General features: G+C 67.1%; 16 protein-coding genes and 1 pseudogene. 11 read left to right on the forward strand and 6 right to left on the reverse strand.

Annotation, left to right across the window (positions count from 1 at the left end):
• Nucleotides 1-26 precede the first annotated feature (26 nt).
• The 4 genes from rplU (at nucleotide 27) to proB (ending at nucleotide 3,355) form a co-directional block, all read left to right on the forward strand.
• The gene (rplU, locus tag ABFX36_RS05075; RefSeq protein ID WP_006896649.1) at nucleotides 27-338 is read left to right on the forward strand and encodes a 50S ribosomal protein L21; all 312 of its coding nucleotides are present in this window, start codon (nucleotides 27-29) and stop codon (nucleotides 336-338) included.
• Nucleotides 339-372: 34 nt separating this feature from the next.
• Nucleotides 373-636 carry a 50S ribosomal protein L27 gene (gene rpmA / locus ABFX36_RS05080; RefSeq protein WP_006896650.1) on the forward strand — a complete coding sequence of 88 codons (264 nt, stop codon included), beginning with the start codon at nucleotides 373-375 and terminating at the stop codon, nucleotides 634-636.
• Between the two features lie 105 nt (nucleotides 637-741).
• Complete coding sequence (gene obgE, locus ABFX36_RS05085) at nucleotides 742-2,247, forward strand: GTPase ObgE (RefSeq protein ID WP_222111797.1); 1,506 nt, start codon at nucleotides 742-744, stop codon at nucleotides 2,245-2,247.
• Nucleotides 2,237-3,355, forward strand: a complete 1,119-nt coding sequence (proB, locus tag ABFX36_RS05090; protein ID WP_222111796.1) for a glutamate 5-kinase — start codon at nucleotides 2,237-2,239, stop codon at nucleotides 3,353-3,355. The genes obgE and proB overlap by 11 nt, the downstream gene beginning before the upstream one ends.
• 242 nt (nucleotides 3,356-3,597) lie before the next feature.
• On the opposite strand, the gene ABFX36_RS05095 is transcribed toward proB, so the two are convergent.
• The 4 genes from ABFX36_RS05095 to ABFX36_RS05110 form a co-directional block, all read right to left on the reverse strand.
• Nucleotides 3,598-4,020 carry an ectoine synthase gene (locus ABFX36_RS05095; RefSeq protein ID WP_006896653.1) on the reverse strand — a complete coding sequence of 141 codons (423 nt, stop codon included), beginning with the start codon at nucleotides 4,018-4,020 and terminating at the stop codon, nucleotides 3,598-3,600.
• The gene (gene ectB / locus ABFX36_RS05100) at nucleotides 4,017-5,315 is read right to left on the reverse strand and encodes a diaminobutyrate--2-oxoglutarate transaminase (protein WP_006896654.1); all 1,299 of its coding nucleotides are present in this window, start codon (nucleotides 5,313-5,315) and stop codon (nucleotides 4,017-4,019) included. Before ectB ends, ABFX36_RS05095 begins: the two co-directional genes overlap by 4 nt.
• A 37-nt stretch (nucleotides 5,316-5,352) precedes the next feature.
• A complete protein-coding gene (gene ectA, locus ABFX36_RS05105) occupies nucleotides 5,353-5,877 on the reverse strand; it encodes a diaminobutyrate acetyltransferase (RefSeq protein ID WP_006896655.1) in 525 nt (174 codons plus the stop codon).
• A gap of 106 nt (nucleotides 5,878-5,983) precedes the next feature.
• Nucleotides 5,984-6,886 (reverse strand): Sir2 family NAD-dependent protein deacetylase, encoded by a 903-nt coding sequence (locus ABFX36_RS05110; RefSeq protein WP_006896656.1) that lies wholly within the window; start codon nucleotides 6,884-6,886, stop codon nucleotides 5,984-5,986.
• A gap of 61 nt (nucleotides 6,887-6,947) precedes the next feature.
• On the opposite strand from ABFX36_RS05110, the gene rsmD reads away from it, so the two are divergent.
• From rsmD to ABFX36_RS05145, 7 genes and pseudogenes are all read left to right on the forward strand, one after another.
• Entirely contained in the window at nucleotides 6,948-7,493 is a 546-nt protein-coding gene (rsmD, locus tag ABFX36_RS05115; protein ID WP_346075229.1) for a 16S rRNA (guanine(966)-N(2))-methyltransferase RsmD, read from the forward strand.
• Nucleotides 7,494-7,544: 51 nt separating this feature from the next.
• Nucleotides 7,545-8,033 (forward strand): pantetheine-phosphate adenylyltransferase, encoded by a 489-nt coding sequence (gene coaD, locus ABFX36_RS05120; RefSeq protein WP_006896658.1) that lies wholly within the window; start codon nucleotides 7,545-7,547, stop codon nucleotides 8,031-8,033.
• Nucleotides 8,034-8,180: 147 nt separating this feature from the next.
• On the forward strand, nucleotides 8,181-8,969 hold the full coding sequence (locus tag ABFX36_RS05125) for a DivIVA domain-containing protein (protein WP_006896659.1): 789 nt from the start codon (nucleotides 8,181-8,183) through the stop codon (nucleotides 8,967-8,969).
• An 88-nt stretch (nucleotides 8,970-9,057) separates the two neighbouring features.
• Nucleotides 9,058-9,606: a YceD family protein gene (locus tag ABFX36_RS05130; protein ID WP_006896660.1), complete on the forward strand. Its 549-nt coding sequence runs from the start codon at nucleotides 9,058-9,060 to the stop codon at nucleotides 9,604-9,606.
• Nucleotides 9,603-10,307, forward strand: a complete 705-nt coding sequence (gene rnc / locus ABFX36_RS05135; RefSeq protein ID WP_006896661.1) for a ribonuclease III — start codon at nucleotides 9,603-9,605, stop codon at nucleotides 10,305-10,307. The genes ABFX36_RS05130 and rnc overlap by 4 nt, the downstream gene beginning before the upstream one ends.
• A gap of 12 nt (nucleotides 10,308-10,319) precedes the next feature.
• Complete coding sequence (gene mutM / locus ABFX36_RS05140) at nucleotides 10,320-11,195, forward strand: bifunctional DNA-formamidopyrimidine glycosylase/DNA-(apurinic or apyrimidinic site) lyase (RefSeq protein WP_062367617.1); 876 nt, start codon at nucleotides 10,320-10,322, stop codon at nucleotides 11,193-11,195.
• A gap of 419 nt (nucleotides 11,196-11,614) precedes the next feature.
• Nucleotides 11,615-12,254, forward strand: a pseudogene (locus tag ABFX36_RS05145) (IS256 family transposase); the annotation flags it as partial.
• A gap of 116 nt (nucleotides 12,255-12,370) precedes the next feature.
• Here ABFX36_RS05145 and ABFX36_RS05150 read toward each other — a convergent pair.
• Both ABFX36_RS05150 and ABFX36_RS19030 read right to left on the reverse strand, forming a co-directional pair.
• Complete coding sequence (locus ABFX36_RS05150; protein WP_423201250.1) at nucleotides 12,371-13,453, reverse strand: IS30 family transposase; 1,083 nt, start codon at nucleotides 13,451-13,453, stop codon at nucleotides 12,371-12,373.
• Nucleotides 13,336-13,968 (reverse strand): transposase, encoded by a 633-nt coding sequence (locus tag ABFX36_RS19030; RefSeq protein ID WP_428832041.1) that lies wholly within the window; start codon nucleotides 13,966-13,968, stop codon nucleotides 13,336-13,338. Before ABFX36_RS19030 ends, ABFX36_RS05150 begins: the two co-directional genes overlap by 118 nt.
• Between the last annotated feature and the right edge of the window lie 6 nt (nucleotides 13,969-13,974).

Raw genomic sequence — 13,974 nt, forward strand, 5'->3', positions numbered from 1 at the left:
TGAGACGAGTTAAGAGGACAGCGGGAATGGCAACGTACGCGATCGTCAAGACCGGCGGTAAGCAGTACAAGGTCGCCGAGGGCGACATTGTGAAGGTCGAGAAGATCGACGGAGAGCCTGGCAGCACTGTGCAGCTGCCGGTTGCGCTGGTCGTCGATGGTGCGAATCTGACCACCGACGCCGACAAGCTCGCCGCTGTCTCGGTCACCGGTGAGGTCGTCGAGCACACCAAGGGCCCGAAGATCCGGATCCACAAGTTCAAGAACAAGACCGGCTACCACAAGCGCCAGGGCCACCGTCAGCAGCTGACGGTCCTCAAGGTCACCGGTATCAAGTAGAACTCGCTCTTCAGCATTTCAGGAGGACAGTCAGATGGCACATAAGAAGGGTGCATCGAGCTCGCGCAACGGTCGCGATTCGAATGCTCAGCGACTCGGTGTGAAGCGTTTCGGCGGCCAGGTCGTCAGCGCCGGCGAGATCCTGGTCCGTCAGCGCGGCACCAAGTTCCACCCGGGTGTGGGCGTCGGCCGCGGTAAGGACGACACGCTGTTCGCTCTCGCGGCCGGTGCGGTCAAGTTCGATGTGAAGCGCGGTCGCAAGACGGTGAACATCGTCCCGGAGCCGGTCGCAGTCTGACCTGGCATCCGAACTCATAGCTCTTTTCGACAGGGCGGGCAGGGTCTCTAGACACCCTGACCCGCCCTGTCGGCTTATCTGGACCCATTCGAGGAAGGCTGGAACATGTCACGCTTCGTCGACCGCGTGAAGATCGAGGTCGTGGCGGGCAACGGCGGCCACGGCTGCACGTCCGTGCATCGCGAGAAGTTCAAGCCGCTGGGCGGCCCCGACGGGGGCAACGGCGGCCGGGGCGGCGACGTCCGGCTGGTCGTCGACCCGCAGGTGCACACCCTCCTCGACTTCCACTTCCGGCCGCATGCGCGGGCGACCAACGGAAAGCCCGGCATGGGCGGCAACCGGAACGGCGGCGCCGGTGAGGACCTGATCCTCAAGGTGCCCGACGGGACGGTGGTGATCGACGAGGACGGCGAGATCGTCGCCGACCTGGTCGGTGCCGGTACCGAGTTCATCGCCGCGCAGGGCGGCCGGGGTGGTCTGGGCAACGCGGCGCTGGCCTCGCGGGCGCGTCGGGCGCCGGGATTCGCGCTGCTCGGCGAGCCCGGAGACGAGCGGGAGTTGACCCTCGAGCTCAAGTCGGTCGCCGACGTCGGGCTCGTCGGCTTCCCGTCGGCGGGCAAGTCGTCGTTGGTGTCGGTGCTCTCCGCGGCGAAGCCGAAGATCGCCGACTACCCGTTCACCACGTTGGCTCCCAACCTGGGCGTCGTGACCGCCGGTGCCGAGGTATTCACCGTCGCCGACGTGCCCGGCCTGATCCCCGGAGCGTCGCAGGGGCGCGGACTGGGACTGGACTTCCTGCGGCACCTGGAGCGCTGCGCCGTCCTGGCGCACGTCGTGGACTGCGCGACCCTCGAACCGGGACGCGACCCGGTGTCGGACATCGACGCGCTCGAGGCCGAACTCGCGGCGTACCAGCCGGCGCTGGACGCCGACCACTCGCTGGGCGACCTCGCCACGAGGCCGCGCGTGGTCATCCTGAACAAGATCGACATTCCCGAGGCGGCTGAGCTGGCGGATCTGGTGGAAGCCGACATCGCCGAGCGAGGCTGGCCGGTGTTCCGCATCTCCGCTGTGGCCCACCAGGGACTGTCGGAGCTGACCTTCGCGCTCGCGGAGATGGTGGCGCGGTACCGGGCCGAGCACGCCGAGCCCGTGGCCCGCCGCGCCGTCATCCGGCCCAAGGCAGTCGATGAGTCGGAGTTCACCGTGGTCGCCGATCCCGATGTCGAGGGCGGGTTCATCGTGCGCGGGGCCCGTCCGGAGCGGTGGGTGCGCCAGACGCAGTTCGACAACGATGAGGCCGTCGGCTATCTCGCGGATCGGCTGAACCGCCTCGGCGTCGAGGACGCGCTGGTGAAGCGGGGTGCCAAGCCGGGCGCGCCGGTGACGATCGGCGAGATGACCTTCGACTGGGAGCCCACGACTCCGATGGGCGAGGCCGTGCCGATCACCGGCCGCGGCACCGACATCCGTCTGGAGCGCAACGACCGAGTGGGTGCCGCAGAGCGCAAGCTCGCGCGCAAGATGCGCCGCCAGGCTTCCGATGAGAACGAGCTGGGTTGGGGCGCAGGGGATCTCGGACAGGAGGAGTCGGACGTCGATGACGAGTGATGTTCGGCAGTTCCTCGCGACGGCCCGCAGCATCGTCGTGAAGATCGGTTCGTCCGCCGTCACCGACATGGTGACCGGCATCGACCACGCCAGGCTCGATGCGCTGGTCGACGCACTCGAAGCACGGATGCGCGCCGGATCGGACGTCATCGTCGTGTCGTCGGGGGCCGTCGGCGCGGGAATCGCGCCGCTGGGCCTCAAGAAGCGGCCCCGCGACCTCGCGACCAAGCAGGCGGCGGCGAGCGTCGGCCAACTCCGCCTGGCGCACGCCTGGGGGACGTCGTTCGCTCGTTACGACCGTACCGTCGGCCAGGTGCTGCTGACCGCCGACGACGTGTCGAACAGGTCCCACCACGCGAATGCGCAGCGAACTCTCGACCGGCTTCGCGCGCTGCATGCGGTGGCCGTCGTCAACGAGAACGACACGGTCGCCACCAACGAGATCCGCTTCGGCGACAACGACCGGCTGGCCGCCCTCGTCGCGCACCTGGTGCACGCGGACGCGCTCGTGCTGCTGTCGGACGTCGACGGGCTGTACAACGGCGATCCCCGCAAACCCGGCCCTGACGGCCAACCGGCGCGGCTGATCGAACAGGTCGACGGACCCGACGACCTGGACGGAGTGATCGCAGGCAACGGCGGTGCGCTGGGAACGGGCGGCATGGCATCGAAGCTGGCGGCGGCGCGGCTGGCGGCCGACTCGGGTGTCCCGGTGCTGTTGGCCGCGGCCTCGGCCGCCGGTGAGGCGCTGTCGAACGCTTCGGTCGGCACCGTCTTCAAAGCCCGGCCGACCCGGATGTCGGCCAGACGGTTCTGGGTGCGCCACGCAGCCGAGGCGCGCGGCACGCTGACGCTCGACGACGGTGCTGTCGCCGCGGTCTGCGGTCGGCGACGGTCGCTGTTGGCCGCGGGTGTCACCGCGACGGTCGGCGACTACTCCGACGGCGACGTGGTGGAGCTGGTTGACGCGGCCGGAACAGTTCGCGCCCGAGGCGTCACATCGTATGACGCCGACGACGTCGCGCAGATGATCGGCCGTTCGACGTCCGAGCTGCCCGCCGATCTGCGCCGTCCGATCATCCACGCCGACGACCTGGTCCCGGCCTGACTCCGGGTTTCGTCGGAGGGGAGTGTCGAGGCGGTGGTGTCTCGATACGCTCGCTCACTTCGTTCGCGTGCGACTCGACTGGCCTTTGGGAGCGGCTTGTCGATTGACTGTGGGGGACGGCCCGGCAGGGTTGTCGAGTAGGCCCGGAGCGCAGCGGAGGGGCGTATCGAGACCGGGCGGACACGGAACCGAAAGCGCCCACCCGACCAGCGGTCGGGTGGGCGCTTTCGCTGCGGAAACAGTCAGTCGGCTCGGTGCTTGCCCTCGCCGGCGGGGACCGTGACGAGCGGGTAGACGCCGTTCTCGTCGTGGACCTCGGTGCCGACCACCGGCGGGTTGAAGACGCACAGCATCCGCATCTGCTCGTCGACGGTCACGGTGTGACGCTCGTGGCCGTCCAGCAGGTACATGCTGCCCGCGCGGAGCGGGTAGATCTTCCCGGTCTCCCGGTCGAGCAGGGTGCCCTTGCCCTCGACCAGCCAGACGGCCTCGACGTGGTTCGCGTAGTGGAACTCGTTGATCGAGCCGGCCGCGATCGTGGTCTCGTGGAACGAGAATCCGACCCCGTCGCCACCGAGCACGATCCGCTTGGAGACCCAGTTGCCCTTCGGGTCGGCCACCTCGCGATCGGTTCCGGTGATCTCTTCGGTGGTGCGGACGATCATGCTTCGGCCTCCTCGGGGGCGGTGTCGGCAGCGAAGGCCTCGTCGACCGATTCGCTCAGGATCTGCAGACCGTGGGCGAGATCCTCGCTGCTCATGGTGAGCGGGGGAAGGAGTTTGACGACCTCGGAGTCAGGACCCGACGTCTCGGCGAGCAGGCCCTTGGAGAACGCGATCTCGCACGTCCGGCCGGCCAGCTCGGGCTTGTCGAAGGCGAGGCCCTGGACCATGCCGCGGCCCCGGTGCGACAATCCGTCGTGGCGCTGGCACAGGTCCTCGAAGGACTGCGCGATCTCCATGCCCTTCGCCTTCACCTGGACCGAGAGCGCATCGTCGGACCAGTACTTGTTGATGGCGGCGGTCGCGGTCACGAACGCGGGGTTGTTGCCGCGGAACGTGCCGTTGTGCTCGCCGGGCTCCCAGACGTCCAGCTCCGGACGGAGCAGGGTCAGTGCGAGCGGCAGTCCGTAGCCGCCGATCGACTTCGACAGCGTGACGATGTCCGGCACGATGCCGGCCTCCTCGAACGAGAAGAACTCGCCGGTGCGGCCGCAGCCCATCTGCACGTCGTCGACGATCAGCAGGATGTCCTTGCGCTTGCAGAGGTCGGCCAGGCCGCGCAGCCACTCGGGACGCGCCACGTTGACGCCGCCCTCGCCCTGAACGGTCTCGACGATGACGCCGGCGGGCCGGTTGAAGCCCGAGCCGGAGTCCTCGAGAACACGCTCGAACCAGGCGAAGTCCTCGACGCTGCCGTCGAAGTAGTTGTCGAAGGGCATCGGCGTGGTGTGCACCAGCGGTACGCCGGCGCCGTTGCGCTTCATGGCGTTGCCGGTCACCGCCAGCGAGCCGAGCGTCATGCCGTGGAAGGCGTTGGTGAAGTTGATGACCGCTTCGCGGCCGGTCACCTTGCGGGCCAGCTTGAGCGCTGCCTCGACCGCGTTGGTCCCGGTGGGGCCGGGGAACTGGACCTTGTAGTCCAGCCCGCGGGGCTCCAGGATCTTGGCGGCGAAGGTCTCGAGGAATTCGCCCTTCGCGCGGGTCGACATGTCGAGTCCGTGAGTGATTCCGTCACGGACGATGTAGTCGACGAGCGCATCCTTCAGAACAGGATTGTTGTGGCCGTAATTGAGAGCGCCTGCGCCTGCGAAGAAGTCAAGATAGCGATTCCCGTCGACGTCTGTCAGCCAACTGCCCTGAGCAGTGTCGAAGACGGCGGGCCAATCACGGCAGTAGGAGCGGACTTCGGATTCGTGCTTGGTGAAAGTTCGGTCGTCCAGTGCAGTTTCGATTGTCATTTTCGAGAGTTTCCTCGTTTGAGTTCTGCCGGTTCCGCTATTGAGCGGAGCCCGGCGTCAGCAGATACAGGTCCTCGGGCTCATGGGAGTCGATGAACAGTTCCGCGCTGAAGAACGGTTCGCGTGTCAATTGCAAACCGAGGGCTCGGGCAGCGCCTGCGAACAGTCGCTGGGACGCCTGATTGTCGGGGCTTATCGTGGTGTTGATGGCGACGACACCGGCTTGAGCGCAGTGCCGGAACAACTCGCAGACCATCCGCTTGGCGATCTGCTTCCCGCGTTGCGTCTCGTCGACGGCCACCTGCCACACCATGAGGGTGTCGGGTGCCGCTGGTCGACGGTATCCGGTAGCGAAGCCGACGACGTCTCCGTCGAATTCAGCCACGATCGACGTCTCGGAAAAATCCTGTGACCAGAGAACGTAGGCATAGGGCGAATTAACGTCCAGCACGCGCGAATCGCGAGCGATCTCCCATATTCTCTTTCCGTCACGGGCCCGCGGTCGCCGGAAGGTGACCGTGTTTCCGTTGTCTGTCTCCGGTGAAGGATCATTCGGGTTCATGACGTGACCGAGGCTATCGGCCGTTCATAGGAAAGTCACCGCAGATCGAATATTGCCTGCGCGGAACCCCGCCTTTGTGCAGTTCAAGCAAACAATGTGGTGTACGTCACAGTAACGTTGAACGTGCGGCAGCGATGCGGTCTGCGACCGCGGGAAGAATGACCTCGCACCGGTGGTCGATCTTCAGGGTCGCCAGGTCGTCGCCGCGCGTTCGGCCGCGGTTCACGATCGCTACCGGCTTGCCCGCGGCCACCGCTCTGCGGACGAATCTCAGTCCGGACATCACGGTCAGCGACGACCCGGCCACGAGCAGCAGATCGGCGTCGTCGACCAGGGAGAACGCCTGAGCCACCACATCCGGGCCCACCGTCTCCCCGAAGTAGACGATGTCGGGCTTCAATACTCCGCCGCACCTCTCGCAGTCGAGCATCACGAAGTCGCCGATGTCCTCGAGCGCGGCGTCGGCGTCGGGGGCCACCTCGATCGCGCCTCGGGAGGCCACCCGATCGGCGTAGCCGGGGTTCGCCGCCTCCAGAGCCTCGGCGAGCCGGTGGCGGGAGACCTGTTCGCCGCAGCCCAGGCAGCGGACGCGACCGTAGGAGCCGTGCAGATCGACCACCGGGCGCGACCCGGCCTTCATGTGGAGCATGTCGACGTTCTGTGTGATCACCCCGGAGAGGACTCCCGCGTCCTGCAGGGTGCGCAGTGCCCGATGGGCGGCGTTCGGCGCGGCGGCGTCCATATGCCGCCATCCCAGATGGTTGCGGGCCCAATACCGGCGCCGGCTCTCTGGGGAGGAGAGGAAGGCCTCGATCGTCATGGGACGCCGCACGGGGGAGTCGGGGCTCCGGTAGTCGGGGATTCCGGAGGGCGTCGACAGTCCGGCGCCCGTCAGCGCCACCGCGCGGCGGCCGTCCATGAGTTCGGCGAGTTGCTCGGCACGGCCGTCCGGGTCCGGATCGGCCACCGTGGGCGCTGCCGGGGTCCAGGCCGTCGTGCGGATGCGCATGCCGACAACGCTACTGCGGGCGGGTTCGCGGCCGCGACCATCCACTACCATGGGCCTCGATATGACCAGAATCATCGCCGGTGACTTCCGCGGCCGTCGGCTCGCCGTTCCGGCCGACACCACCCGGCCGACCTCCGACCGCGTCCGCGAAGCCCTTTTCTCCATGCTCGGCTCCCGGATGGACCTGTCCGGAGTCCGGGTGCTCGACCTCTATGCCGGCACGGGTGCGCTCGGACTCGAGGCGGTGTCCCGGGGAGCGGCGTCGGCGGTACTCGTCGAGTCCGACCGCCGGGCTGCCGGGGTGCTGCGGGACAACGTCGCCGTCTGCGGCGCAGCGTCGCGGGTCCGGATCGTCAACCGCCCGGTGGAGTCGTTTCTGGCGGCGCCGTCCGGAACGTTCGATCTGATCCTCCTCGATCCGCCTTACGAGGTGCCTTCCGAAGAGGTCGACCGAATGATCTCGGCATGCGAACCGATTCTGGCGTCCGACGGCTGGGTGGTGGTGGAGCGCGGCCGTCGCAGCGCCGCCGTCACCTGGCCCGACGGACTGGAGGAAGTGACGTCCAAGCAGTACGGCGACACGGTGGTCGTGCTGGGCGGTCGCTGACCGCGGCCGTCGCCGCGGCGCCGGAGACGGCGTCGCGTAGATTCAGCAGACATGAGTGCTGCAGTCTGTCCCGGGTCGTACGATCCGTTCACTCTCGGCCACCGCTTCGTCGTCGAACGCACGGCTGCCCGGTTCGATCGGGTGGTCGTGGCCGTCGTGGTGAACCCGAACAAGCAGGGGATGTTCACCGTCGAAGAGCGCATCGCGCTCATCGAGCGGGACTGTGCCGACCTGGAGAACGTCGAGGTGCGCAGCTGGACCGGTCTGGTGGTGGATCTGCTGGTGGCAGAGGGCGCCGACACGATGGTCAAGGGGCTGCGTTCGGAGAGCGACTTCGCCTACGAGATCCCCATGGCGCAGATGAACCGGGAGCTGACCGGGTGTGAGACGTACTTCATGCTCACGGATCCGCGGTACGCGCACGTCTCCAGTTCGCTGGTGAAAGAGGTCGCCAAGCTCGGCGGCGACGTGACGCCCTATCTCTCCGAGCACATTCACCAGGCGCTGGCCGACCGTTTGTCGCAGACGCGCAGTGTCTGACGGATACGCCCACTGATAGTCCGGGGCCTGACGGGGCGACACGCCCGATGCGGCCCTCCGGCGTCACAGTCGCAACATTCGGCACAATGGCCTCAGTGATATCAAAGGCCGCCGAACCTACGGCTGTGCCGGATCGGAGATTGAATCGTGTACCGCGTATTTGAAGCGCTTGACGAGCTGGTCGCGATCGTCGAAGAGGCGCGCACCGTGCCGATGACCGCGGGGTGTGTGGTTCCCCGGGGCGATGTGCTGGAACTTCTCGACGATCTGCGCGATGCGCTGCCCGGCGAGCTCGACGACGCGCAGGACGTGCTCGACGAACGCGACACCCTCGTGTCGAACGCGCGTGAGCAGTCCGATCGCCTCATCACCGGTGCCGAACGCGACTCCGAGGCGATGCTCGCTCATGCGCGGGCCGAAGCCGATCGGATCCTCGCCGAGGCGAAGGCTCGAGCCGACCGGATGCTCGACGAGGCGAACGGCAACGCGCAGGCCGTCATCGCCGACGCGAACGACGAGGCCCAGCGGCTCGAGCACAGCGCCGCACGCGAGTACGAGGCCGTGACCGGCCGAGCCCGCGCCGAGGCCGGACGCGTCGTAGAGGCGGGCAACGCCAGCTACAACAAGTCCGTCGCCGACGGCATCGCCGAGCAGCAGCGGCTGGTGTCCGAGTCCGAGGTGGTCTCGGCCGCCAAGCAGGAGGCCGAGCGGATCATCGATGCGGCGCACGCCGAATCGGACCGGCTGCGCGGTGACTGCGACATCTACGTCGACGACAAACTCGCCGACTTCGAGGAGATCCTCACCGGCACGCTGCGGTCGGTGAACCGCGGACGCCAGCAGTTGCGGACGGGCGCGGGCATGCACGATTACGTCGAGTATCCGCACGGCATGGACGAGGGACCGCAGCCGGGTCCGGCGCAGATGGCGGGCTGAGGTCGCGCTCGATCCGGGACGCGGCCACTGAACTTCGTTCGAGCAGGGACTACTGAGTAACATCGTTCGGGTGACTGATTCTGGATTCGTGATCGATGTCCGGTCGGTGCCCCGCCGGGCCGGTTCGATGATCGAGAAGGCGTGGACCCTCGAAACCCCCGACCGCATCGGTGCGGAGATGATCGGCATTCCCGCCGGCGGCGAGGTGGCTTTCGACCTGCGTCTCGAGTCGGTGACCGAGGGTGTCCTCGTGACCGGTACGGTCACGGCCGTCGCCGAGGGCCAGTGCGGCCGCTGCCTGGACCCGCTGACCCAGGACGTCTCCGTGTACCTGACGGAACTGTTCGCGTACCCCGACAGTGAGACCGACCGCACAGCGGAGGACGAGGAAGAACTCGAGCGCATCGTCGACGAGCGGATCGATCTCGAGCAGGTGGTGATCGACGCGATCGCGACGGAGCTGCCGCTGTCGCCGCTGTGCACGCAGGACTGTCCGGGACTGTGCCCGATCTGCGGAGTGAAGCTGGCCGACGCCGAGGAGGGCCACGGCCACGACATCATCGACCCCCGATGGGCGAAGCTGGCCGACCGGCTGACCGAGACGGACGGGGACGCCGGCGAGGACGGTGACCGGTGAGCAAACGGCCCGACCCGTCGCTGCTCACCGATGTGCTCGGCGTCACGATCAGGAACGATCTGCTGAACCTGGCGCTGACCCACCGCTCGTACGCGTACGAGAACGGCGGGCTGCCGACCAATGAGCGCCTCGAGTTCCTCGGCGACGCCGTCCTAGGCGTGGTCGTCACCGAACGGCTGTACGTCGGCTTCCCGGACCGTCCCGAGGGCGAGCTGGCGAAGATCCGGGCGAGCGTGGTCAACATGCACGCCCTCGCGGACGTCGCCCGCGGCTTGGGCGACGGCGGGCTCGGCGCACATCTGCATCTCGGCCGCGGTGAGGAACTGACCGGCGGCCGCGACAAGGCGTCGATCCTCGCCGACGGCCTGGAATCGCTGTTCGGGGCGATCTTCCTCGACCACGGCATCGAGGTCGCGAAAACGGTCATCATGAAGCTGTTCGAGCCGATCATCGAACGATCGGGCCGGCTCGGTGCCGGACTGGACTGGAAGACCTCGCTGCAGGAGCTCTCGGCCGAGCGGAGCCTCGGCCAGCCGCAGTACCAGGTCACGTCGACCGGACCGGACCACAACAAGGAGTTCACCGCGATCGCCGTGGTCGGCGGCACTCAACTGGGCACCGGTACCGGCAGGACCAAGAAGGAAGCCGAACAGAACGCGGCCGAACTGGCATGGAAGGCACTCGAGGAACAGCCGCGTTGATCGGACCGTCCGGTGCCTGAACTTCCCGAGGTCGAGACCATCCGTCTCGGCCTGTCGACCCATCTCTCCGGTCGGACGGCGCGCGAGGTCGAGGTGCTGCATCCGCGCGCGGCCAGACGCCACGTCGGCGGACCCGTCGATCTCTCGAATCGATTGCGCGGCAAGACCTTCGAGGCCGTCGAGCGGCGCGGTAAGTACATGTGGCTGCTCGCCGCGGACCGCGCGGACGAGGTGGCCGTAGTGGTCCATCTCGGCATGAGCGGGCAGATGCTCCTCGCCGAGCAGGGTGCCGCCGATCCGGTGCACCTGCGCATCCGCGTGCCCCTCGACGACGGGAACGAACTGCGTTTCGTCGACCAGCGGACCTTCGGCGGCTGGCATCTGGACGAACTCGTCGACGCCGGGCCGCGCCGCGTACCCGAGTCGGTGGCGCACATCGCACCGGATCCCTTCGAGCCGGCTTTCGACCGCGACGGCGTGGTCACCGCGCTGCGGCGTCGGGACACGGAGATCAAGCGCGCGATCCTCGACCAGACCGTGATCTCCGGTGTCGGAAACATCTACGCCGACGAGTCGCTCTGGCGCGCCGGCCTGCACGGCCGGCGACGCACGCGCGGCATTCCGCGCGCCCGGCTGGGAGAACTCGTCGATCACGCAACCCAGGTGATGCGGGAGGCGGTCAAGGTCGGCGGCACGTCGTTCGACGACCTGTACGTGAACGTGAACGGGCAGTCGGGTTATTTCGAACGATCGTTGAACGCCTATGGGTGCGAAGGACTTCCGTGCCGTCGCTGCGAGACGCCGATGGTGCGCGAAGCATTCATGAACCGGAGCTCGTTCTTCTGCCCGACGTGTCAGCGGGTGCCGCGGCGCCGGAGGGTTGCCTGACCGACTACTCGCAATGTATTGGTGCCTGCTGTCGGTGTACGTCGCCTTCTATCGGGCGGTCCGTTCAGAATCCTTCCTTGGAACCTGCCGCGCTCGTGTGCGTCACTCGATGTCGGTACCGGCCGATAGGGTGTAGCCATCGAGTAGAGGCCAGCAGTCGCGGGCCGACAGGAGGGAGTAACTGATGAAGTCCAGGCACCGTGTGAAGGCCCACGGTGAGGTCTTCACGCCGCGCCACATGGTTGAGCGGATGCTTGACCTGGTGCGCGAGGACCTGGAGACCGGCACTGACTTTGTCGACAGGACTTTCCTCGAGCCTGCAGCCGGCGATGGCAATTTCTTGGCTGCGAATCGACAGACAGCGGTGAGGTCAGGGTAGATACGAGCGTCATCTGCCTCGTCGGCATGAACGACTCCAGCAGGTCGCCACCAGCGAAACCAAAGCCTCGTGGAACACCTTCCTCGCCGACCTGGTCGCCCGCGGCCTCGGCGGAGTCCGCCTGGTGACCTCTGACGCCCATGCCGGGATTGGTCGAGGCGATCGCCGCGACCCTGCCCGGCGCCGCTTGGGAGCGCTGCCGCACCCACTACGCCGCAAATCTGATGGCGGTGTGCCCGAAATCGATGTGGCCGGCTGTGAAAGCGATGCTGCACAGCGTCTACGACCAACCCACACCAGAGGCGGTGAACGCCCAGTTCGACCGGCTGCTCGAATACACCGAAGACCGGCTACCCGACGTCGCCGAACACCTCGGCGACGCCCGTGAAGACTTGCTGGCGTTCACCGCGTTTCCGGAAGATGTGTGGCGCCAGATCTGGTCCAACAACCCCACCGAACGGCTCAACCGCGAGATCCGCCGCCGCACCGACGTCGTCGGCATCTTCCCCAACCGCGACGCCATCATCCGGCTCATCGGAGCAGTGCTCGCCGAGCAGACAGATGAATGGGCCGAAGGCCGCCGCTACCTCGGCCTCGAGGTGCTCAGCCGTTGCCGCCTGACCGTCACCGACCACACGCCGGAGGTGAACACCGACCCACTGATCCAACTACCCGCCTGACCACCTACGAAGGACCACAACCAGTTACACCACTACCCGGGACTTGACCGATCAGCGGTGTGGCCGGTCGAGCTCGGCCGCGAAGAAAGCCGACGCGGTCTTCAAGATCGGCGGATTCAAGCGGTGGGCGCAAGAAGCTCTGCGAGCTTCTCTGATGGTGTCAGATAGCCCAGAGTCTTGCGCGGTCGGCTGTTGAGGCTGTCCTGGATCGCGTCCAACTCCTCGCGGGTGACGGCGCTCAGGTCGGTGCCCTTGGGCAGGTACTGACGCAACAGGCCGTTGGTGTTCTCGTTGCTCCCGCGCTGCCAGGGCGAGTGGGGATCGCAGAAGTAGATCGGGATACCCGTGGCAGTGGTGAACGCCGCGTGCTGCGACATCTCCGCGCCCTGGTCCCAGGTGATCGTTCTGGCCAACGAGGACGGTAGTTTGCTGATCGCGGCGCGCATCGCTGCCTCGACCTGCTCGGCTGTCTTGCCATCTGGGAGGTGCAACAGCAGCGTCATCCGCGTCGATCGCTCGACGAGCGTCCCGACCGCGCTGCGGCTGCCCTCGCCAAGGATGAGGTCGCCTTCCCAGTGTCCGGGCACGGCGCGGTCGTCGGCTTCTGCGGGGCGTTCGCTGAGCATCACCATGCCGGGGATCCGGCCGCGGCCGTCAGTGGTGCCGCGGGGCTTTCGGGCCGCTCTTCCGGACCGTAGACACCGCGCCAACTCGCGGCGCAACTCGCCTCGGCCCTGGACAAACAGGGACTGGTAGATCGTCTCGTGGCTCACGCGCATCTCCGGATCATCGGCGTGATCCAACCGTAGGCGCGCCGCGATCTCCTCGGGGGACCACAACTGCTCCAGCCGGCTGGAGACCTCCTCGAGCAACCGGCCTGACGCGAGCTTGAAAGACTTCGGCCGACGAGCTTGATCGCGAGCGCGTTCGTGCGCATGCCATGCCGAGTAGCCGCAGCGACCACCGCCGCGCTTCACCTCGCGGCTGATGGTCGACACCGCGCGCCCCAGGTGCTCGGCGATCGCGGTGAAGGTGTCGCCACGATTGATCCCCACCAGGATCTGCTCGCGCTCGTCAATCGTCAGGCAGCCCTGGCGTGGCTCCCAGCCGAACGGCTTGGCGTCGGCGTGCCTGCCGGTGCGGGCCATGATCCCGACCATCGGCGCGCTGCAGCCGATCTCCTTGGCGATGTCGACCAGCCGCCAACCCCTCGCATGCAGCCTGAGTGCCAGCCGCTTCTGCTCCCGACTGAGATGACCGTGCTTGCCCTGCATCCGGATCCTCCTGTGATCAGTGACTGCCTCATCTCACAGGACTCGTTGCACTGACCGCTTGAATCCGCCATCTCGTTCGCCCGACGCAGCTCTCGAACTTCCTTCTCCAACAAGCGGATCCGCTCGATATCTGAAACTGTCTCGACCCCAGGCGCTTCGGCTTGGCCGTCTTCGACGCGGCGGACCCAGGTCCGCAGGGTCTCGGGGTTGACGTCGAGTTGCTTGGCGATCCGCGCCAGAGCTCCGGGTGCGGTCTCGGGATCCTTCCGAGCATCGATGGCCATCCGTGTGGCACGGTCCCGCAACTCGGGTGAGTACTTCGGTGGGCGAGGCATGAAACAAGTGTCCCTTCCGGTCAAACCTGTCTCCATCAAACCCGGGACGATTCGATCGTCACTGACCTCATGCAACTGTTGCTGACCGAGGTGCTGCGTCTGCATCTGGAC

The sequence above is a fragment of the Gordonia cholesterolivorans genome (assembly GCF_039531975.1).
Taxonomy (GTDB): Bacteria; Actinomycetota; Actinomycetes; order Mycobacteriales; family Mycobacteriaceae; genus Gordonia; species Gordonia sihwensis.